The organism is Pseudomonas sp. 58(2021) (genome assembly GCF_017491585.1).
Taxonomy (GTDB): Bacteria; Pseudomonadota; Gammaproteobacteria; order Pseudomonadales; family Pseudomonadaceae; genus Aquipseudomonas; species Aquipseudomonas fluorescens_BT.
This window is the reverse complement of sequence record NZ_JAFGYZ010000015.1, coordinates 31691-51109: the sequence shown is the minus strand read 5'-3', so window position 1 is coordinate 51109 and position 19419 is coordinate 31691. Positions and strand designations below refer to the sequence as shown.

At 60.8% G+C, this 19419-nt stretch carries 19 protein-coding genes; 16 read left to right on the top strand and 3 right to left on the bottom strand.

Annotation, left to right across the window (positions count from 1 at the left end; genetic code table 11):
• Window positions 1-372: 372 nt before the first annotated feature.
• Together argF and J5M72_RS18385 are read left to right on the top strand one after the other, a co-directional pair.
• A complete protein-coding gene (gene argF / locus J5M72_RS18390) occupies window positions 373-1293 on the top strand; it encodes an ornithine carbamoyltransferase (protein ID WP_207866720.1) in 921 nt (306 codons plus the stop codon).
• On the top strand, window positions 1290-2399 hold the full coding sequence (locus J5M72_RS18385) for an ABC transporter ATP-binding protein (RefSeq protein ID WP_207866719.1): 1110 nt from the start codon (window positions 1290-1292) through the stop codon (window positions 2397-2399). Before argF ends, J5M72_RS18385 begins: the two co-directional genes overlap by 4 nt.
• 49 nt (window positions 2400-2448) lie before the next feature.
• Here J5M72_RS18385 and J5M72_RS18380 read toward each other — a convergent pair whose 3' ends face one another.
• Together J5M72_RS18380 and ybaK are read right to left on the bottom strand one after the other, a co-directional pair.
• Window positions 2449-3231, bottom strand: coding sequence for a PhzF family phenazine biosynthesis protein (locus tag J5M72_RS18380; protein ID WP_169431711.1), 783 nt, complete (start codon window positions 3229-3231; stop codon window positions 2449-2451).
• Between the two features lie 89 nt (window positions 3232-3320).
• A complete protein-coding gene (ybaK, locus tag J5M72_RS18375) occupies window positions 3321-3791 on the bottom strand; it encodes a Cys-tRNA(Pro) deacylase (protein WP_207866718.1) in 471 nt (156 codons plus the stop codon).
• 361 nt (window positions 3792-4152) lie between these two features.
• Here ybaK and J5M72_RS18370 point away from each other — a divergent pair, with 361 nt between their 5' ends.
• The 14 genes from J5M72_RS18370 to J5M72_RS18305 all read left to right on the top strand — a co-directional run bounded on the left by J5M72_RS18370 (window position 4153) and on the right by J5M72_RS18305 (window position 18506).
• Complete coding sequence (locus J5M72_RS18370) at window positions 4153-5004, top strand: MIP/aquaporin family protein (RefSeq protein WP_207866717.1); 852 nt, start codon at window positions 4153-4155, stop codon at window positions 5002-5004.
• A gap of 78 nt (window positions 5005-5082) precedes the next feature.
• Window positions 5083-6585, top strand: coding sequence for a glycerol kinase GlpK (gene glpK / locus J5M72_RS18365; protein WP_169431713.1), 1503 nt, complete (start codon window positions 5083-5085; stop codon window positions 6583-6585).
• A 239-nt stretch (window positions 6586-6824) separates the two neighbouring features.
• Complete coding sequence (locus tag J5M72_RS18360; RefSeq protein WP_007953179.1) at window positions 6825-7580, top strand: DeoR/GlpR family transcriptional regulator; 756 nt, start codon at window positions 6825-6827, stop codon at window positions 7578-7580.
• A gap of 197 nt (window positions 7581-7777) precedes the next feature.
• Window positions 7778-9316, top strand: a complete 1539-nt coding sequence (glpD, locus tag J5M72_RS18355) for a glycerol-3-phosphate dehydrogenase (RefSeq protein ID WP_207866716.1) — start codon at window positions 7778-7780, stop codon at window positions 9314-9316.
• Between the two features lie 340 nt (window positions 9317-9656).
• Entirely contained in the window at window positions 9657-10583 is a 927-nt protein-coding gene (locus tag J5M72_RS18350; protein WP_169431715.1) for a glutamate/aspartate ABC transporter substrate-binding protein, read from the top strand.
• 192 nt (window positions 10584-10775) lie between these two features.
• Window positions 10776-11522 carry an amino acid ABC transporter permease gene (locus tag J5M72_RS18345; RefSeq protein WP_169431716.1) on the top strand — a complete coding sequence of 249 codons (747 nt, stop codon included), beginning with the start codon at window positions 10776-10778 and terminating at the stop codon, window positions 11520-11522.
• The gene (locus J5M72_RS18340; protein ID WP_169431717.1) at window positions 11522-12193 is read left to right on the top strand and encodes an ABC transporter permease subunit; all 672 of its coding nucleotides are present in this window, start codon (window positions 11522-11524) and stop codon (window positions 12191-12193) included. The genes J5M72_RS18345 and J5M72_RS18340 overlap by 1 nt, the downstream gene beginning before the upstream one ends.
• Window positions 12190-12924 carry an amino acid ABC transporter ATP-binding protein gene (locus J5M72_RS18335; protein WP_007953170.1) on the top strand — a complete coding sequence of 245 codons (735 nt, stop codon included), beginning with the start codon at window positions 12190-12192 and terminating at the stop codon, window positions 12922-12924. The genes J5M72_RS18340 and J5M72_RS18335 overlap by 4 nt, the downstream gene beginning before the upstream one ends.
• Before the next feature lie 165 nt (window positions 12925-13089).
• On the top strand, window positions 13090-15003 hold the full coding sequence (locus tag J5M72_RS18330) for a sensor histidine kinase (RefSeq protein ID WP_169431718.1): 1914 nt from the start codon (window positions 13090-13092) through the stop codon (window positions 15001-15003).
• On the top strand, window positions 15000-16328 hold the full coding sequence (locus J5M72_RS18325) for a sigma-54 dependent transcriptional regulator (RefSeq protein ID WP_207866715.1): 1329 nt from the start codon (window positions 15000-15002) through the stop codon (window positions 16326-16328). The genes J5M72_RS18330 and J5M72_RS18325 overlap by 4 nt, the downstream gene beginning before the upstream one ends.
• A 20-nt stretch (window positions 16329-16348) precedes the next feature.
• A complete protein-coding gene (locus J5M72_RS18320; RefSeq protein WP_207866767.1) occupies window positions 16349-16678 on the top strand; it encodes a GlpM family protein in 330 nt (109 codons plus the stop codon).
• 121 nt (window positions 16679-16799) lie between these two features.
• Entirely contained in the window at window positions 16800-17720 is a 921-nt protein-coding gene (locus tag J5M72_RS18315; RefSeq protein WP_169431720.1) for an arginase, read from the top strand.
• Window positions 17717-18091, top strand: a complete 375-nt coding sequence (locus tag J5M72_RS18310; protein ID WP_169431721.1) for a transporter — start codon at window positions 17717-17719, stop codon at window positions 18089-18091. Before J5M72_RS18315 ends, J5M72_RS18310 begins: the two co-directional genes overlap by 4 nt.
• Window positions 18084-18506: an EamA family transporter gene (locus tag J5M72_RS18305; RefSeq protein ID WP_134827966.1), complete on the top strand. Its 423-nt coding sequence runs from the start codon at window positions 18084-18086 to the stop codon at window positions 18504-18506. Before J5M72_RS18310 ends, J5M72_RS18305 begins: the two co-directional genes overlap by 8 nt.
• Before the next feature lie 45 nt (window positions 18507-18551).
• Here J5M72_RS18305 and J5M72_RS18300 read toward each other — a convergent pair whose 3' ends face one another.
• The gene (locus J5M72_RS18300) at window positions 18552-19418 is read right to left on the bottom strand and encodes a fatty acid desaturase (RefSeq protein ID WP_169431723.1); all 867 of its coding nucleotides are present in this window, start codon (window positions 19416-19418) and stop codon (window positions 18552-18554) included.
• Window position 19419: the final 1 nt, after the last annotated feature.

Genomic DNA, 19419 nt, shown 5'->3' with positions numbered 1-19419 from the left:
TCGTGAGTTATTTATAACCCAGCACTTTGCTTTAGCAAATGTTTCAGATCTGACATCCGACCAGCGAATCCATGGCTGACCAGTCGCAAACCGACCAGACCTGTTCCATCCCCGCCCCGCCTGATTGCCAAGCCGTGCGGCGTCAGTGTACAAAGGTCTGGAACCCGGCTCCAAACCGGCGCTTCGAGTGACCTCGTCCCCCCCGCACAATCCGCAAAAATCGCAGCCTATTGGAAAAACGCGACATTTAGTGTCAATATCGCGCCTCCCCCTATTTCGTCGCCCCGTGCGGCTTACGCCGCAGGTCTCGCCCGTTGTTCCGATAAACAAGGCTTTGAGCATCTGCGGTTTGTAGCAAAAAGGTAGTCAATGATGAGCGCAAGGCACTTTCTCTCCCTGATGGATTGCACGCCCGAAGAGCTGGTCAGCGTGATCCGTCGAGGCGTTGAGCTCAAGGACCTGCGTAACCGCGGCGTACTGTTCGAGCCTTTGAAAAACCGCGTCCTGGGGATGATCTTCGAGAAATCCTCGACCCGTACCCGGATCTCCTTCGAGGCCGGCATGATCCAGCTCGGTGGCCAGGCGATCTTCCTTTCGCCGCGCGACACCCAGCTGGGCCGTGGCGAGCCCATCGGCGACTGCGCCATCGTCATGTCGAGCATGCTCGATGCGGTGATGATCCGTACCTTTGCCCATAGCACCCTGACCGAATTTGCCGCCAACTCCCGCGTGCCGGTGATCAACGGCCTGTCCGATGACCTGCACCCGTGCCAGTTGCTGGCCGACATGCAGACCTTCCTCGAACACCGTGGCTCGATCCAGGGCAAGACCGTGGCCTGGATCGGCGATGGCAACAACATGTGCAACAGCTATATAGAGGCGGCGATCCAGTTCGACTTCCAGTTGCGCGTGGCCTGCCCTGAAGGCTACGAGCCAAATCCCGAGTTCGTGGCCCGGGCCGGTGATCGCGTGACCATCGTCCGCGACCCGAAAGACGCCGTGCGTGGCGCGCATCTGGTCAGCACCGATGTCTGGACCTCCATGGGCCAGGAAGAGGAAACCGCCAAGCGCCTGAAGCTGTTTGCGCCGTTTCAGGTCAACCGCGCCCTGCTCGACCTGGCTGCCGATGACGTGCTATTCATGCACTGCCTGCCCGCCCACCGCGGTGAGGAAATCAGCCTCGACCTGCTTGATGACCCGCGCTCCGTCGCCTGGGATCAGGCAGAAAACCGTCTCCACGCACAGAAGGCCCTGCTCGAGTTCCTCGTCGAACCGGCATATCACCACGCATGAGTCATGAATTACTGCTGAACCTGCGCAACCTCGCTTGCGGCTATCAAGATCAACGTGTGGTGCAGAACCTCAATCTGCACCTCAACGCCGGCGACATCGGTTGCCTGCTCGGCTCGTCCGGCTGCGGCAAGACCACCACCCTGCGCGCCATCGCCGGTTTCGAACCGGTGCACGAAGGGGAAATCCAGCTCGGCGGGGAAACCCTCTCCAGCGCCGGTTTCACCCTCGCCCCGGAGAAGCGCCGGATCGGCATGGTGTTCCAGGACTACGCGCTGTTCCCGCACCTGAGTGTCGCGGACAACATCGCCTTCGGCATTCGCAAGCACCCGAACAAGGAGCGCGTCGTCGAAGAACTGCTGGAACTGGTCAACCTGAAGAACCTCGGCAAGCGCTTCCCGCACGAACTGTCCGGCGGCCAGCAGCAACGTGTCGCCCTCGCCCGCGCCCTGGCGCCGGAGCCGCAACTGCTGCTGCTCGACGAGCCGTTCTCCAACCTCGACGGCGAACTGCGACGCAAGCTCAGCCATGAAGTGCGCGACATCCTCAAGGCCCGTGGCACCAGCGCAATTCTGGTGACCCACGATCAGGAAGAAGCCTTCGCCGTCAGCGATCACGTCGGCGTGTTCAAGGAAGGCCGGCTGGAGCAGTGGGATACGCCTTACAACCTCTATCACGAACCGGCGACACCGTTTGTTGCCAGCTTCATTGGCCAGGGCTATTTCATTCGCGGCCAGCTTGGCAGCCCGGAATCGGTGCACACCGAACTTGGTGAACTGCGCGGCAATCGCGCCTACACCTGGCCGGTCGGTGGCGCGGTGGATGTGCTGCTGCGTCCGGACGACATCGTTTACGCGCCGGATAGCGGGCTGAAAGCACGGATCGTCGGCAAGACATTCCTTGGGGCTTCGACCCTGTATCGCCTGCAACTGCCGACCGGCGCTCAACTGGAATCGATCTTCCCGAGCCATGCTGACCATCAGATCGGTGCTGATGTCGGGATTCGTGTGGCGGCGGAACATCTGGTGCTGTTCCAGGCGTCCGGCAGCACCGCTGCGCAGATTCCCGCTGTGGAAAACGGCGTTCGTCGCTACAGCACCGCGCACTGATCTGCCGACAAACAATGAGGGAGCCTGATGGCTCCCTTGTTTTTTGCTCTCAGCCCAGCATCAATGTGCCGCTGGCAACCAGGGTCGCATGTCCGCCGATCTTCACCCGCTCGCCTTCCAGCCGACAGAACAACTCCCCGCCCCGCGACGAACGCTGGCAAGCCGTCAGGCTCGATTTGCCCAGCCGTTTGGACCAGTACGGGATCAGGCTGCAATGGGTCGAGCCGGTCACCGGATCTTCATTGATGCCAATGGCAGGAGCAAAATAGCGCGAGACGAAATCATGCTGATTGCCCCGGGCCGTGACGATGGCACCGAGCCAGGGCAGTTTGGCCAGGGCGACCATGTCCGGCGTGCAATCGAGCACCGCCTGCTCCGACTCGAGCACCACGAACAGTTCGTTGGAACCCAGCACATCCACCGCCTGAACGCCCAACGCTCGCTCGACATCCAGTGTCACGCCGATTTCCGAAGGGGTGATGGCCGGAAAATCCAGCCACAATCGGTTACCTTCCCGACTGACACTCAACGGCCCGGACTTGCAGATGAACTCCAGACGCTCGGCCGTTTCCTTGTAAATCTCGAACAGCACGTACGCACTGGCCAGGGTCGCGTGACCGCACAACGGCACCTCGGTGGTCGGCGTGAACCAGCGGATGTGCCAGGCCTGACCTTCGCGCACCAGAAACGCGGTTTCCGCCAGATTGTGCTCGGCGGCGATCTTCTGCATCAAGTTGTCCGAGAGCCAGGCGTCGAGCCGATAGACCATCGCCGGGTTGCCACTGAACGGCCTGTCGCTGAATGCGTCGACCTGATGAAACTCGAGCTGCATAACCTTCTCCCCTTGTCAGTCGAAAGAGCATGGCGCTACGGCTCGTTCATCGCCAGTGACAGAGCCGGTCAATTTTTCTCATACAGAACTCAGACGCGACCAATGTCGGCGAACTTCGCCTGGGTGTGCTCGGCGAGAACCGCGGGCGCCAGTTCGACCTCCAGCCCGCGTCGACCGGCACTGACATAAATGGTCGCAAACCCTTGGGCGGAATTATCAATAAAAGTGCGCAGGCGCTTTTTCTGTCCCAGCGGACTGATGCCGCCCAACAGGTAACCGGTGGAACGTTGCGCAGCGGCCGGGTCGGCCATTTCGACTTTCTTTACTCCGGCCGCGTGGGCGAGCCCCTTGAGGTCGAGACTTCCGACGACCGGCACCACCGCCACCAGCAATTCACCTTTTTCACTGGCCGCCAGCAGAGTCTTGAACACTTGTGCCGGCTCCAGCCCCAGTTTTTCCGCGGCCTCCAGCCCGTAGGACGCCGCTTTCGGGTCATGTTCGTAACTGTGCACGCGATGTTCGGCACGAACTTTTTTCAACAAGTCCAACGCAGGGGTCATGGCAGCTCCAGGCTCGGCAGTAACAAAAAAACCTGCGCCGGATTCTAGGCCATCGCCAAGCAAAAGGCTCTATTGCGCGCCACGTTTCCCGCGGCTTGCAGGCTGACAGTCGGATTGCCCGGCGAGTGCCCCGCAGGATCATTCACCTGACTGATAGTTTATTTGTGACTGACGGTTCACTTTCGACCTTTGACAGCTTTGTTTCTTGTCTATATTTTTTCGAATCTGAATAATGTAAGAATTATGGTCACCGCAGCAACCAGCAGTAAACCGGGAACAGGATGGGGATCCTGCCCCGGCGAAAATCGCGCCTTGCCCTGTCGGCAAACGCGCCAGACAACAACAAAAACCGAGGTTTTCAATGACAACTGCGTTACAGCAACCATCGCTCTCGAGCCAGTGCCTGGCCGAGTTTCTGGGTACTGCACTTCTGATCTTCTTCGGTACAGGCTGCGTCGCCGCGCTCAAGGTCGCGGGCGCCAGCTTCGGTCTGTGGGAAATCAGCATCATCTGGGGCGTCGGCGTGAGCATGGCGATCTACCTCACCGCCGGGGTTTCCGGTGCGCACCTGAACCCTGCCGTCAGTATTGCCCTGAGCATTTTTGCCGACTTCGAAAAGCGCAAACTGCCGTTCTACATCCTTTCACAGATTGCCGGCGCCTTCTGCGGCGCGCTGTTGGTTTACACGCTGTACAGCAACCTGTTCTTCGATTTCGAACAGATTCACCATATGGTTCGTGGTTCGGCCGCCAGCCTGGAACTGGCGTCGGTGTTCTCCACCTTCCCGAACCCTGCGCTGTCGACGGCGCAGGCGTTCCTGGTCGAGGTGATCATCACCGCGATCCTGATGGGCGTGATCATGTCCCTGACCGACGATAACAACGGCCTGCCGAAAGGCCCGCTGGCGCCGCTGCTGATCGGCCTGTTGATTGCCGTGATCGGCAGCTCGATGGGCCCGCTGACCGGTTTCGCGATGAACCCGGCCCGCGACTTCGGTCCGAAACTGATGACTTTCTTCGCAGGCTGGGGTGAAATTTCCTTCACCGGCGCACGTGAAATCCCGTACTTCCTGATTCCGATTTTTGCACCGATTGTCGGTGCCTGCCTCGGCGCTGCCGGGTATCGCGGGCTGATTGCCCGTCACCTGACCGGCGCCACACCTGCTACAAAGGATGCAGAACCGGCCATTGACGGCAAACCAAGAACTTCTTGAAACAAGTCGGCGCGGGTTCCTGCCAATCCGAGCCTGCGCCACGGCCCACTCTCCCTTATTTCGTCCAAGGCAATCGACATGACCGACATTCAGAATAAGAACTACATCATTGCCCTCGATCAGGGTACGACCAGCTCCCGCGCGATCATTTTCGACCGCGATGCGAACGTGGTCTGCACCGCGCAGCGCGAATTCGCCCAGCATTACCCGCAAGCCGGCTGGGTCGAACACGACCCGATGGAAATCTTCGCCACCCAGAGCGCGGTGATGGTCGAAGCGCTGGCCCAGGCCGGTCTGCATCACGATCAGGTGGCCGCCATCGGCATCACCAACCAGCGTGAAACCACCGTGGTCTGGGACAAGACCACCGGTCGCCCGGTCTACAACGCGATCGTCTGGCAATGCCGCCGCAGTACCGAGATCTGCCAGCAGCTCAAGCGCGACGGTCATGAAGACTACATCCGCGACAACACCGGTCTGGTGACCGACCCGTACTTCTCCGGCACCAAACTGAAGTGGATCCTCGACAACGTCGAGGGCAGCCGTGAACGTGCGCGCAACGGCGAACTGCTGTTCGGCACCGTCGACAGCTGGCTGATCTGGAAATTCACTGGCGGCAAGGTCCACGTCACCGACTACACCAACGCCTCGCGCACCATGCTCTTCAACATCCACACGCTTGAGTGGGACGCGAAGATGCTGGAGATCCTCGACATCCCGCGCGAGATGCTGCCGGAAGTCAAAGCCTCCTCGGAAATCTACGGTCGTACCAAGAGCGGCATCGCCATCGGCGGTATCGCCGGCGACCAGCAGGCCGCGCTGTTCGGCCAGATGTGCGTGGAGCCGGGCCAGGCGAAAAACACCTACGGCACCGGCTGCTTCCTGCTGATGAACACCGGCGACAAAGCGGTGAAATCGCAACACGGCATGCTCACCACCATCGCCTGTGGCCCACGCGGCGAAGTGGCTTACGCACTGGAAGGCGCGGTGTTCAACGGTGGCTCGACCGTGCAGTGGCTGCGCGATGAGCTGAAAATCATCAACGACGCCCACGACACCGAATACTTCGCCAATAAAGTGAAGGACAGCAACGGCGTCTATCTGGTGCCAGCCTTCACCGGCCTCGGCGCTCCCTACTGGGACCCGTATGCCCGTGGCGCGCTGTTCGGCCTGACCCGCGGCGTGCGAGTGGATCACATCATCCGCGCCGCGCTGGAATCGATCGCCTACCAGACCCGCGACGTACTCGACGCCATGCAACAGGACTCCGGCGAACGCCTCAAGGCCCTGCGCGTGGACGGCGGTGCGGTAGCCAACAACTTCCTCATGCAGTTCCAGGCCGACATCCTCGGCACTCAGGTCGAGCGCCCGCAAATGCGCGAAACCACAGCGCTCGGCGCGGCTTACCTGGCCGGCCTGGCGTGCGGTTTCTGGGGCAGCCTGGAAGAACTGCGCGGCAAGGCAGTGATCGAGCGCGAGTTCGAACCGAGTCTGGACGAAGCGGCCAAAGAGAAGCTCTATAAAGGCTGGAAAAAAGCCGTCAGCCGTACCCGTGACTGGGAACGCGAGGACGCTGAATAAGCCAGTCTGAGGACTGACTAAGGCTGGTCCAAACAGCGTGAAAGCGTAGCGAGCGAAGGCAAGACAAGGCAAAAACAGGCGAGGACGCGGAGTTTACGGGTTTGTAAATGAGCAGTCCGAGCCTGTTTTTAACGCAGGATTGCCGAGCGCAGTAGCTTTCACGTTGTTTGGAAACTGGTCGGGAGGAGATTCCTGCGTCATCATGGGCAAATTTTGCACGGCAGCCCAAAGGAAGCCCCATGAATCTGCCTCCCCGTCAGCAGCAAATCCTCGAGCTGGTCCGCGAACGCGGCTATGTGAGCATCGAGGAAATGGCCACGCTGTTCGTTGTTACCCCGCAAACCATCCGCCGCGATATCAATCAACTGGCGGAAGCCAATCTGCTGCGTCGCTACCATGGCGGCGCCGCTTATGATTCCAGCGTCGAAAACACCGCCTATGCGATGCGCGCCGATCAGATGCGCGATGAAAAACAACGCATCGGTGAAGCCATCGCCGCGCAGATCCCCGATCACGCCTCGCTGTTCATCAACATCGGCACCACCACCGAATCGATTGCCCGCGCCCTGCTCAATCACAGCCATCTGAAGATCATCACCAACAACCTGCACGTCGCTTCGATGCTCAGCGCCAAGGATGATTTCGATGTGCTGCTGACCGGCGGCAACGTGCGTCGCGACGGCGGCGTGGTGGGTCAGGCGAGCGTGGATTTCATCAATCAGTTCAAGGTCGACTTTGCACTGGTGGGCATCAGCGGTATCGACGAAGACGGCAGCCTGCTCGACTTCGATTACCAGGAAGTGCGGGTGTCCCAGGCAATCATCGCCAATGCCCGGCAGGTAATTCTGGCGGCGGACTCCAGCAAGTTCGGGCGTAACGCCATGATCCGCCTCGGCCCGATCAGTCTGATCGATTGCCTGGTGACCGATCAGCAACCGGTGCCAGCCCTGGCGCAACTGCTGAGCCAGCACAAGATTCGCCTGGAAGTCGTTTAACCCTCCCCCGCAGAAGGCGCCTGCACCGGCGCCTTATGCACATCTGATGTTCGAATATTTTCCTTTCCCCGCCCTTCGATGAGTTTTTTCAATCGAAGTCGGCTGGCTGTGCGCGTCTTTATGGGCTACCATTTTCGCAAATGAACATTCATGTTCGATTTCCAAGACAGAAAATCAAAAGAGCCCGAGGCCAGCCGATGTCCACATCTACCTTGCGTACGCCCCCTATCTCCGAGATCTACGACATCGCCGTCATCGGCGGCGGGATCAATGGCGTGGGGATCGCAGCGGATGCCGCCGGTCGCGGTCTCTCGGTGTTCCTTTGCGAAAAGGACGACCTGGCCAGCCATACCTCATCGGCCAGCAGCAAGCTGATCCACGGTGGTCTGCGCTACCTCGAACATTATGAATTCCGTCTGGTGCGCGAAGCCTTGGCCGAACGCGAAGTGCTGCTGGCCAAGGCCCCGCACATCGTCAAGCCGATGCGTTTCGTGCTGCCGCACCGCCCGCACCTGCGTCCGGCGTGGATGATCCGTGCCGGCCTGTTCCTCTATGACCACCTCGGCAAGCGCGAGAAACTGGCAGGCTCGAAAAGCCTGAAGTTCGGCGCCGACAGTGCATTGAAAAGCGAAATCCGCAAAGGCTTCGAATACTCCGACTGCTGGGTCGACGACGCCCGTCTCGTGGTGCTCAACGCCATGGCCGCCCGCGAAAAAGGCGCCCATGTGCACACCCAGACCCGTTGCGTCAGCGCCCGCCGTGCCAAGGGCCTGTGGCACCTGAACCTGGAGCGCGCCGACGGCAGCCTGTTTTCGATCACCGCCAAAGCGCTGGTGAACGCCGCCGGCCCGTGGGTCGCCAAGTTCATCCGTGACGACCTGAAGATGGAATCGCCATACGGTATCCGACTGATCCAGGGCAGCCACATCATCGTGCCGAAACTGTACGAAGGCGATCACGCGCACATCCTGCAAAACGAAGATCAGCGCATCGTTTTCACCATTCCGTACCTGAACAATCTGACGCTGATCGGCACCACCGACCGCGAGTACACCGGCGATCCGGCCAAAGTGGCAATCACCGACGGCGAAACCGATTACCTGCTGAAAGTGGTCAACGCCCACTTCAAGAAACAGATCGGCCGTGACGACATCCTGCACACCTACTCGGGCGTACGTCCGCTGTGCAACGACGAGTCCGACAATCCTTCGGCCGTGACCCGCGACTACACCCTGGCGCTGTCCGGAAGCACCGAAGAAGCGCCGTTGCTGTCGGTATTCGGCGGCAAGCTGACCACCTACCGCAAGCTCGCCGAGTCGGCGATGGCACAACTGATGCCGTTCTTCACCCAGATGCGCCCGAGCTGGACCGCCAGCGCCACCCTGCCAGGCGGCGAAGACATGACCACGCCGCAGGCCTTGAGCGCGCTGATTCGCGACAAGTTCGACTGGGTACCGACCGAAATCGCCCGCCGCTGGGCCACCACCTACGGCAGCCGCACCTGGCGCATGCTCGAAGGCGTCGACACCCTGACCGACCTGGGCGAACACATCGGCGGCGGGCTCTACACCCGTGAAGTCGACTACCTGTGTGCCGAAGAGTGGGCCACCACCGCGCATGACATCCTGTGGCGCCGCAGCAAACTGGGGCTGTTCACCACCCCGGCCGAGCAGGAAAAACTCGCGGCGTACCTGAACAAGGTCGAGCAGAACCGCAGCAAGATCGAAGCGGCCTGATTCATTCGTCGCCGAACAAAAAGCCCCTGAATCGAAAGATTCAGGGGCTTTTTGCATTCAAGCTGAAATACGGTGCGCCGAGCACGTTCGGTTTTCCGAACACGACCTGACGGTCAATTCGGTTAACCGGATCAGATTCATGGAAAAACACCATCACAAAACTTTAATAACGTTATAAATCAATGCATTAACGCCTATCGACTGGTCTGGCACGACTCATGCTCTACACTCCTTCGACGAATGCCTGTTGCGCCAGCACAACAGGAGCCGTCAGGCATTCGAAGTACAAAAGGGCCCGCTCAACCGGCTCCATAAAAAAAACAATGTCGAGGAAAATTTGATGCGCATCGTTCCCCATATCCTGGGCGCAGCCATTGCTGCCGCTCTGATCAGCACACCAGTTTTCGCTGCCGAGCTCACCGGCACCCTTAAGAAGATCAACGACTCGGGCACCATCACCCTCGGGCATCGTGACAGCTCCATTCCCTTCTCCTACATCGCCGATGCTTCGGGCAAACCCGTGGGCTACTCCCACGACATTCAGGTCGCTATCGTCGAAGCCCTGAAAAAAGACCTGAACAAGCCTGACCTGAACGTCAAGTACAACCTGGTCACCTCGCAGACCCGTATCCCGCTGGTACAGAACGGCACCGTGGACATCGAGTGCGGCTCCACCACCAACAACGCCGAACGCGCCCAGCAAGTCGCCTTCACCACCAACATCTTCGAAATCGGCACCCGCCTGCTGGTCAAGAAAGACAAGGAAGGCAAGCCGTCCTACGCTGACTTCGCCGACCTGAAAGGCAAGAACGTCGTGACCACCGCCGGCACCACCTCCGAGCGCATCATCAAGGCGATGAACGCTGACAAGCAGATGGGCATGAACGTCATCTCCGCCAAGGACCACGGCGAATCCTTCCAGATGCTGGAGAGCGGCCGCGCCGTCGCCTTCATGATGGACGACGCCCTGCTGGCCGGCGAAGAAGCCAAGGCCAAGAAGCCGGACGACTGGGTCATCACCGGTACTGCACAGTCCTTCGAAGCCTACGCGTGCATGGTCCGCAAAGACGACCCGGCCTTCAAGAAGGCTGTAGACGACGCCATCGTCGCGCTCTACAAATCCGGCGAGATCAACAAGATCTACAGCAAGTGGTTCGAGAGCCCGATCCCGCCGAAGGGTCTGAACCTGAACTTCCCGATGAGCGATAAGGTTAAAGAGCTGATCGCCAATCCGAGCGACAAGCCTGCGCCAGACGTAAAAATCTGACACTGATCTAACCTTGTCACCTGAGGGAGCCAACCCTCCCTCGGGCGACAGTTAATACCTGCTGGTTTCAACTGGAACACTCGACCTGGTGGTTTTCGAGCCGATCGCGTGTGCCTGACGTTCAACGTCAGACGGGAAAGGATCTTCCCCAGGCGGGCACTTGTACATCGATCGAATCGAGGGGAGACCCTAATGAATTACAACTGGGACTGGGGCGTGTTCTTCAAGTCCACCGGCGTGGGCAGCGAGACCTATCTCGACTGGTTCATCTCCGGCCTGGGCTGGACCATCGCCATCGCCATCGTGGCCTGGATCATCGCCCTGTTGCTGGGCTCGCTGCTGGGCATCATGCGCACCGTGCCGAACCGTATCGTGTCGGGCATCGCGACCTGCTACGTCGAACTGTTCCGCAACGTGCCGCTGCTGGTTCAGCTGTTCATCTGGTACTTCCTGGTACCCGACATGCTGCCGCAGAACCTGCAGGACTGGTACAAACAGGACCTGAACCCGACCACCTCGGCCTACCTGAGCGTTGTCGTGTGCCTGGGCCTGTTCACCGCCGCCCGGGTCTGCGAACAGGTTCGCACCGGTATCCAGGCGCTGCCGCGCGGCCAGGAATCCGCCGCTCGCGCCATGGGTTTCAAGCTGCCGCAGATCTACTGGAACGTGCTGCTGCCCCAGGCCTACCGGATCATCATTCCACCGCTCACCTCGGAATTTTTGAACGTGTTCAAGAACTCCTCCGTGGCGTCCCTGATCGGTCTGATGGAGCTGCTGGCGCAAACCAAACAGACCGCCGAATTCTCGGCCAACCTGTTTGAAGCCTTCACCCTGGCGACCCTGATCTATTTCACCCTGAACATGAGCCTGATGCTGCTGATGCGCATGGTCGAGAAGAAAGTCGCCGTGCCCGGCCTGATCTCCGTGGGGGGTAAATAATGGAATTCGATTTCAGTGGCATCGTTCCGGCCATTCCCGGCCTGTGGAACGGCATGCTGATGACCCTCAAGCTGATGGCGCTGGGCGTGGTCGGCGGGATCATCCTCGGTACCATCCTTGCGTTGTGCCGTCTGTCCCACAGCAAACTGCTGTCGAGCATCGCCGGCGCCTACGTCAACTATTTCCGTTCGATCCCGCTGCTGCTGGTGATCACCTGGTTCTACCTGGCGGTGCCGTTCGTGCTGCGCTGGATCACCGGCGAAGACACCCCGATCGGCGCGTTCACCTCGTGCATCGTGGCGTTCATGATGTTCGAAGCGGCGTATTTCTGCGAAATCGTCCGGGCCGGCGTGCAGTCGATTCCCAAGGGCCAGATGGGTGCGGCGCAAGCACTGGGCATGACCTACGGCCAGATGATGCGCCTGATCATCCTGCCCCAGGCGTTCCGCAAGATGACCCCGCTGCTGCTGCAACAGAGCATCATCCTGTTCCAGGACACCTCGCTGGTCTACACCGTGGGCCTGGTGGACTTCCTCAACGCCTCGCGCGCCAGTGGCGACATCATTGGCCGCTCGAATGAGTTCCTGATCTTCGCAGGTCTCGTGTACTTCACCATCAGCTTTGCCGCCTCGCAGCTGGTCAAGCGTCTGCAAAAAAGGTTCGCCGTATGATCTCTATCAAGAACATCAACAAGTGGTATGGGGACTTCCAGGTGCTGACCGATTGCAGCACCGAGGTCAAGAAGGGTGAAGTGATCGTGGTCTGCGGCCCATCCGGTTCGGGCAAGTCGACCCTGATCAAGTGCGTCAACGCACTGGAGCCGTTCCAGAAAGGCGACATCGTGGTCGACGGCACATCGATTGCCGATCCGAAGACCAACCTGCCGAAACTGCGCTCGCGCGTCGGCATGGTGTTCCAGCATTTCGAACTGTTCCCGCACCTGACCATCACCGAAAACCTGACCATCGCGCAGATCAAGGTGCTGGGCCGCAGCAAGGAAGAAGCGACCAAAAAAGGCCTGCAACTGCTGGAGCGCGTCGGCCTCTCGGCTCACGCCCACAAGCACCCGGGCCAACTGTCCGGTGGTCAGCAACAGCGTGTGGCGATCGCCCGTGCGCTGGCGATGGACCCGATCGTCATGCTGTTCGACGAACCGACCTCGGCGCTGGACCCGGAAATGGTCAACGAAGTGCTCGACGTGATGGTGCAACTGGCCCACGAAGGCATGACCATGATGTGCGTGACCCACGAAATGGGCTTCGCCCGCAAAGTGGCCGACCGTGTGATCTTCATGGACGCCGGCAAGATCATCGAAGACTGCAAGAAAGAAGAGTTCTTTGGCGACATCAGCCAGCGCTCCGAACGCGCGCAGCATTTCCTCGAGAAAATCCTGCAGCACTAAAACCACACACCGCTCCCCAACTGTGGGAGCGGGCTTGCTCGTGAAGGGGCCGGCACTTTCAACATCATCGTTGGCTGCCCCACCGCTTTCGCGAGCACGCCCGCTCCCACATTGGATCGATTCTGATCCTGAGATTTGTGTTGTGGTTGACCCAAGGCATCTGTGATGAAATGCGACCCCAATCTCTATCGCGCAACCACGCCATCACTTGCCGTGAAACCCCGTCTGATCCGCCATTTGTTCCTGCCGCCGCTGGTCATCGTTTTGATGGTCGGGCTGGGTTACGCCGGCTTCTGGACCAGTGAACACTTCGGCATTCGCAGCCTCAGCGAAAACGGCCAGCGTCAACTCGAACTGAACGCCCGGGCCGTCGAAAGCGAAATCAGCAAATACACCTACCTTCCCAGCCTGCTGGAGCTCGAATCGAGCGTTTCACAGCTGCTCGGCGACCCGACTCCGGAACACCGGCAAACGGTCAACGATTACCTTGAAGGCCTGAACCGGCGCAGCCGAAGTCGGGCCATCTATGTCATGGACACTACCGGCCGGGTCATGGCCACCAGCAACTGGCGCGATGTCGACAGCTACCTCGGCGAGGACCTGTCGTTCCGTGCCTACTTTCAGAAAGCGGTACGCGGTCAGCCCGGACGTTTCTACGGGATCGGCAGCACCAATGGCGAACCCGGCTATTACCTGGCCCATGGCCTGGAAGAACACGGCAAGATCATCGGTGTCGCGGTGGTCAAGGTCCGTATGGAGGCCATGGAGGAGCGCTGGCAACGGGCGCGCCTGGAAGCCTTCGTCAGTGACGAGAACGGCATCATCATTCTCTCCAGCGACCCGGCCCGACGCCTGAAATCCGTGGTGCCACTGAGCGACGAGACCAAGGAAAAACTCGCCCGCAGCCTGCAGTACTACTGGTTTCCGCTCAACGAACTGCAACCGCTGGCCCGAGAAACCCTGGCCGAAGGCGTGGAAAAACTCACCTTCCCGGCCAACAGCGAAGTGCCGAGCCAACAGGATGGCGACGAAGAGAACATCAGCTACCTGGCGCAGACCCGGCCATTGAGCGATACACCGTGGAACTTCACCCTGCTCACGCCGTTGCAGGACCTGCGGCGCGAAGCGATCAATCAGGGGATTCTGGTAGCCGTGGCGTTTGCCTTGGTGGCGTTCCTGCTGATTGCCTGGAACGAGCGCCGCAAGGTCATCGCCACCCGCCTCGCCGCCCGGGAAGCCCTGCAGGAAGCCAACAATCAGCTCGAGCGTCGGATTACCGAACGCACCGCCGACCTGCGCGCCAGCAACGAACGGCTCAAGAGTCAGATCCGCGAACGCCGTCAGGCCGAAGAAACCTTGCGCCGGGCCCAGGACGAACTGGTGCAGGCCGGTAAACTCGCAGCCATCGGCCAGATGTCCACCAGCATCGCCCACGAACTGAATCAGCCACTGGCGGCGATGCGCACACTGTCGGGCAATACCGTGCGTTTCCTGGAACGGGGTCAGCTGGATGTCGCCAGTACCAACCTCAAGACCATCAACGACCTGATCGACCGCATGGGCCGGATCACCGCCAGCCTGCGCTCGTTCGCCCGGCGCGGTGACGACAAGGGTCGCGCCAGCCTCGGCAAAGCGGTGGACGCCGCGCTGCAAGTGCTCGGCGCCCGTGTCGAAAAAGCCGCGCTGCAAGTGCATCGTCAGTTCATTGATGTGCAAGTGCAGATCGACCAGACGCGACTGGAACAGATTCTGGTCAACCTGATCGGCAACGCCCTCGACGCCATGCAGGCACAACCGCTGCCGGAGCTGTGGCTGGAAGGCGAAGAATTTGACGGCAAATATCGCCTGCGGGTGCGCGACAACGGTCACGGCATCGACGCCGAAGCGCGCAAGCATCTGTTCGAACCGTTTTTCACCACCAAACCCGGCGAACAGGGCCTGGGCCTCGGCCTGACCCTCTCCGCCAGTCTGGCCGCCGCCACTGGCGGGCATCTGGGTGTCGAGCACCCGGCCGGCGGTGGTACCACTTTCGTCCTCAGTTTACCGTTGGTAAGCCCTACTCCTGCCGAGCCAATATGAACAATGACCTTAGTGTGCTGATTGTCGAAGACGATCCCCATGTGCTGCTCGGCTGCCAGCAGGCACTGACCCTGGAAGACATTCCCTGCATCGGCGTCGGCAGTGCCGAGGAAGCCCTGGAGCGGGTCGGCGACAATTTCGCCGGCATCGTCATCAGTGACATCCGCCTGCCCGGCATCGACGGTCTGGAACTGCTGACCCGCCTCAAGCAACGGGACCGCAGCCTGCCGGTGGTTTTGATCACCGGTCACGGCGACATCTCCATGGCCGTCGGCGCGATGCAGAAAGGTGCCTATGACTTCATGGAAAAACCGTTCTCCCCGGAACGGCTGGTGGACGTCGCCCGGCGTGCGCTGGAGCAACGCAGCCTGAACCGCGAAGTCTCGTTCCTGCGCCGGCAACTGGCCGAGCGCGACTCCCTTGAGGGTCGAATCATCGGTCGCTCGCCGGCCATGCAGAACCTGCGCGAGCTGATCGCCAACGTCGCCGACACTTCGGCCAACGTGTTGATCGAAGGCGAAACCGGTACCGGCAAGGAACTGGTCGCCCGTTGCCTGCATGACTTCAGCCGCCGCCACACCAGACAATTCGTCGCGCTGAACTGCGGCGGCCTGCCGGAAAACCTGTTCGAAAGCGAGATCTTCGGCCACGAGGCCAACGCCTTCACCGGCGCCGGCAAGCGTCGGATCGGCAAGATCGAACACGCCGACGGCGGCACGCTGTTCCTCGATGAAGTGGAAAGCATGCCGTTGCCGTTGCAGATCAAGCTGCTGCGGGTGTTGCAGGAACGCACCCTCGAACGCCTCGGCTCGAACCAGAGCGTGGCGGTGGATTGCCGGGTGATCGCGGCCACCAAATCCGACCTCGACGAGTCGAGCAAGGCCGGGGCATTTCGCAGCGACCTGTACTACCGCCTCAACGTGGTGACGCTGGAACTGCCGCCCCTGCGCGAGCGCCGCGAAGACATCCTGCAACTGTTCGAACACTTCACCCAGCAGTCGGCCCTGCGCTTCGACCGAGCGCTGCCGGAGCTGGACAACCAGACCCTGTCCAGCCTGATGAGCCACGACTGGCCGGGCAACGTGCGCGAATTGCGCAACGTCGCCGAACGTTTCGCCCTCGGTTTGCCGGCGTTCAAGAAGTCAGGCGCCAGCAGTGGCGGTCAGGGCCTGGCGTTCGCCGAAGCGGTGGAAGCCTTTGAACGCAACCTGCTCAGCGACGCCCTGCAGCGCAGCGGCGGCAACCTGACCCAGGCCAGTCAGGAACTGGGCATGGCCAAGACCACGCTGTTCGACAAAGTGAAAAAGTACGGCCTGAACCATTAAGCGAGAACGATGTGGATCTGATTTTCAAGGCAACGCTCGGTGCGGCAGTGGTGGTGATTCTTGCCATGCTGGCCAAGACCAGAAACTACTACATCGCAGGACTGGTGCCGCTGTTTCCGACCTTCGCCCTGATCGCCCATTACGTCGTCGGCAAGGGCCGTTCGCTCGACGACCTGAAGACCACCATCGTGTTCGGCATGTGGTCGATCATTCCGTACTTCGTGTACCTGGCGACGCTGTACGTGATGGTTGACCGGATGCGCCTTGAAGCTTCATTGGCCGTGGCGGCTGTCGCGTGGCTGATGGCAGCGACGACACTGGTCAGCGTCTGGGTCCGCCTGCACGCCTGAACTGGCGTGTGGGAGAGGGCCTGGCCCGTCCCTTGCATTTACCCCCGAAAGCCCGCCCGGCCGGCGCTCATGTTCGATGAGGCCGGTGTCTGGGAGGGTCTGCCAAGGGTGAATTGCGACCTTGAACATTTTAGATCTCGACCACAGCCTGACCGGTCAGGCGTCCATCGCACGACTGCTCGACAGCGGCCGTGCCCGGCGCCTGGACCTGCTCGACCTGGGCCCGAAACTTCGGCTCTGGTCCAGCGAACGCACCTTCCGCCGTTTCACCGAACGCCTGCGTGAGCGGCCCCGGCACAGCGGCCCCGCACCGGAAATCTTTTTCGTCGGCTCCGGCGACTATCACCATCTGACGCCGGCCTTCCTGACTGATTTGCCGGAGCCGGTGAGCCTGATCCACTTCGACAACCACCCCGACTGGGTGCACTTCGCGCCCCGTCGGCATTGCGGTTCGTGGGTCAATCAGGCCCTGAAACTGCCGAACATCGAACGTATCGTCACCCTCGGGCCGTGCAGCGACGACCTGCAAAATCCGCAGATCAAGGGCGGCAATCTCGGCGCACTCAAACGCGGAGTGTTGCAGCTGTTCCCGTGGCAGCACCCGCCGTCGAAAGTCTGGGGCCGGGTTGGTGACGGCGCCGGCCATCAGCAACAGGAAAACCTGCTGCACTGGAACAATCTGGCCGATCAGGACTGGTCGGCGTTTCTCGAGCGGATGATCGCCAGCCTGCCCACCCAGGCGGTGTGGATCACCATCGACAAGGATGTGCTGGCCAGCGAAGACGCCGCGACCAATTGGGATCAGGGCCAGATGCGCCTGAGCCACTTGCTCCAGGCCATCCGCAGCCTGGCCGCCAGCAAGCGCATCATCGGCATCGACATCTGCGGCGAGTTCGCCCGCCCGGCCTTCAGCAACGCGTTCAAACGCTGGGAAGCCAAGTCCGACCAGCCGCCGGCAGAACGCTGGAGCGAGACCGATCTGCTGCGCAATTCGGCGACCAACCAGGCGCTGATCGAGTTGTTCGAGGAGCTGTTCCCATGACTTTCACCGTCATCATGCTGGTAGCGTTTTCCATCGTGCTCGACGTGATCGGCCAGCTCTGTTTCAAGCTCGGCCTGGATCGTCTGCCTGAGCTTGAGGGCGGTTTTCGGCTGGGCGCGTTCTGGGGCCAGGTGTTCAATGCGCCGCTGCTGTGGTGCGGGATCGGCGCCTACGTGATCGAGTTTTTCGTCTGGCTCGAAGCGCTGTCCCGGGCCCCCCTGAGCCTGTTGTTTCCCGCCGCCGCGCTGGCGTATTGCGGCGTGGTGCTGGCCGGCAAGTCGTTCCTCGGCGAAACCGTCAGCCGCCGTCGCTGGCTGGGCACTCTGGTGATTACGGCGGGCGTGATGCTCGTGTGTGTCGGCCATGCCTGATTCTCAACTGATACTCAAAAGGAATGGCTCGATGGATTGGCTTCATGGCCGCCTCGGCACCGTGGTGCTCTGGGCGTTGCTGATCATTCTGGAAAGTGGCGGACAGATCGCGACCAAGGTCGGCGGCGATCAACTGGGGCAAATGGACTTCACCCTGCAATGGCTGCTCAGCGTCGCCCAGGCGCCGGGTGTGCTGGTGGCGATTGCCTGCTACATCGGCGCGTTCTTTGTCTGGATGCTGATTCTGCGGCGCAGCAGCCTGTCACTGGCGTTCCCGCTCAGTTCGCTGGTATTCGTCGGGGTATTGCTGGGGTCGTGGCTGGGGCTGGGCGAACAGATCAGCCTGCTGCACTGGGTGGGCGTGGCCGTGATCATGGGCGGCATTGCGCTGCTGGCCGAGGGCGAGGAAAACTGATGTGAACGGTCGTGGGAGCCCGCGGGCTCCCACATTGGTTACGGTTCAATCCTTGCGATGAGCCACCAGAAATCCGAGGCCATGGGCCACCGGAATATCCTTCACCCCCGCCTCCCGCTGTTGTCCGGCGATCTCCCGGTGAAACGCCTTGACCCGGGTCCAGTGCATTTTCGGCCGGTAGTGATGCTCGGCGTGGTAGCCGTTGTTCATCCACAGCAGGTTGTAGAGCGGGCTGTAGGCGCTGACGCCCCAGGCGATGGGCGAATCCGGGTTGCCGCCGAAATGCTCGTAGTAACCGTTGAGCGATGACAGCGCCTGGCCCAGATACCAGAACGGCAGCAACACCAGCACCGCCCGCCAGTCACAGATCGCCAGCCCCAGATAGAACGCCAGCGTGACTCCGATCTCCACTTTGACCCAGCGCGCATCGGCGGGACGTTTGCGCTGCATCTCGTCGTAGATCGGCTTGGGGTCGTCGCGAAAAAAACTCAGGAAGGTGTAGGCCCAGGGATTCTCGGGCTGACCATCCTTGCCGCGCTGATAGATCGACAACGGATCGATGGTCTTGCCATCCGCCCCCGGCCGGTCCGAATTGCCCCGGTGATGGCGGTTGTGGATATCGCGGTAAAGGGTCTGGGAAAAACCGATGGTGACCGACAGCAGCAGGTCAAAGGCGCGGTTGAGCCACGCTGGCGTGAAGTAGGCGTTGTGGATCTGGTTGTGGGAAATGCTGTTGATGCTCCATGACAGGCTCACCGCGTAAACCAGCGCCAGCGGCACCAGTGCCCACCAGGACAACGCATGAAAGGCCAGGACCAGCCACACCACAAAGGCGAAGTGGGCCAGGCCGAGGACGACGGGAATCAGGTCCCACAACGAATGGGCCAGCAGACGGTAAGCAGGGCGAGCCATG

Coding starts and splice junctions, on each gene's coding strand:
- argF (WP_207866720.1), top strand. CDS start 373: ATGAGCGCAAGGCACTTTCTCTCCCTGATGGATTGCACGCCCGAAGAG.
- J5M72_RS18385 (WP_207866719.1), top strand. CDS start 1,290: ATGAGTCATGAATTACTGCTGAACCTGCGCAACCTCGCTTGCGGCTAT.
- J5M72_RS18380 (WP_169431711.1), bottom strand. CDS start 3,231: ATGCAGCTCGAGTTTCATCAGGTCGACGCATTCAGCGACAGGCCGTTC.
- ybaK (WP_207866718.1), bottom strand. CDS start 3,791: ATGACCCCTGCGTTGGACTTGTTGAAAAAAGTTCGTGCCGAACATCGC.
- J5M72_RS18370 (WP_207866717.1), top strand. CDS start 4,153: ATGACAACTGCGTTACAGCAACCATCGCTCTCGAGCCAGTGCCTGGCC.
- glpK (WP_169431713.1), top strand. CDS start 5,083: ATGACCGACATTCAGAATAAGAACTACATCATTGCCCTCGATCAGGGT.
- J5M72_RS18360 (WP_007953179.1), top strand. CDS start 6,825: ATGAATCTGCCTCCCCGTCAGCAGCAAATCCTCGAGCTGGTCCGCGAA.
- glpD (WP_207866716.1), top strand. CDS start 7,778: ATGTCCACATCTACCTTGCGTACGCCCCCTATCTCCGAGATCTACGAC.
- J5M72_RS18350 (WP_169431715.1), top strand. CDS start 9,657: ATGCGCATCGTTCCCCATATCCTGGGCGCAGCCATTGCTGCCGCTCTG.
- J5M72_RS18345 (WP_169431716.1), top strand. CDS start 10,776: ATGAATTACAACTGGGACTGGGGCGTGTTCTTCAAGTCCACCGGCGTG.
- J5M72_RS18340 (WP_169431717.1), top strand. CDS start 11,522: ATGGAATTCGATTTCAGTGGCATCGTTCCGGCCATTCCCGGCCTGTGG.
- J5M72_RS18335 (WP_007953170.1), top strand. CDS start 12,190: ATGATCTCTATCAAGAACATCAACAAGTGGTATGGGGACTTCCAGGTG.
- J5M72_RS18330 (WP_169431718.1), top strand. CDS start 13,090: ATGAAATGCGACCCCAATCTCTATCGCGCAACCACGCCATCACTTGCC.
- J5M72_RS18325 (WP_207866715.1), top strand. CDS start 15,000: ATGAACAATGACCTTAGTGTGCTGATTGTCGAAGACGATCCCCATGTG.
- J5M72_RS18310 (WP_169431721.1), top strand. CDS start 17,717: ATGACTTTCACCGTCATCATGCTGGTAGCGTTTTCCATCGTGCTCGAC.
- J5M72_RS18305 (WP_134827966.1), top strand. CDS start 18,084: ATGCCTGATTCTCAACTGATACTCAAAAGGAATGGCTCGATGGATTGG.
- J5M72_RS18300 (WP_169431723.1), bottom strand. CDS start 19,418: ATGGCTCGCCCTGCTTACCGTCTGCTGGCCCATTCGTTGTGGGACCTG.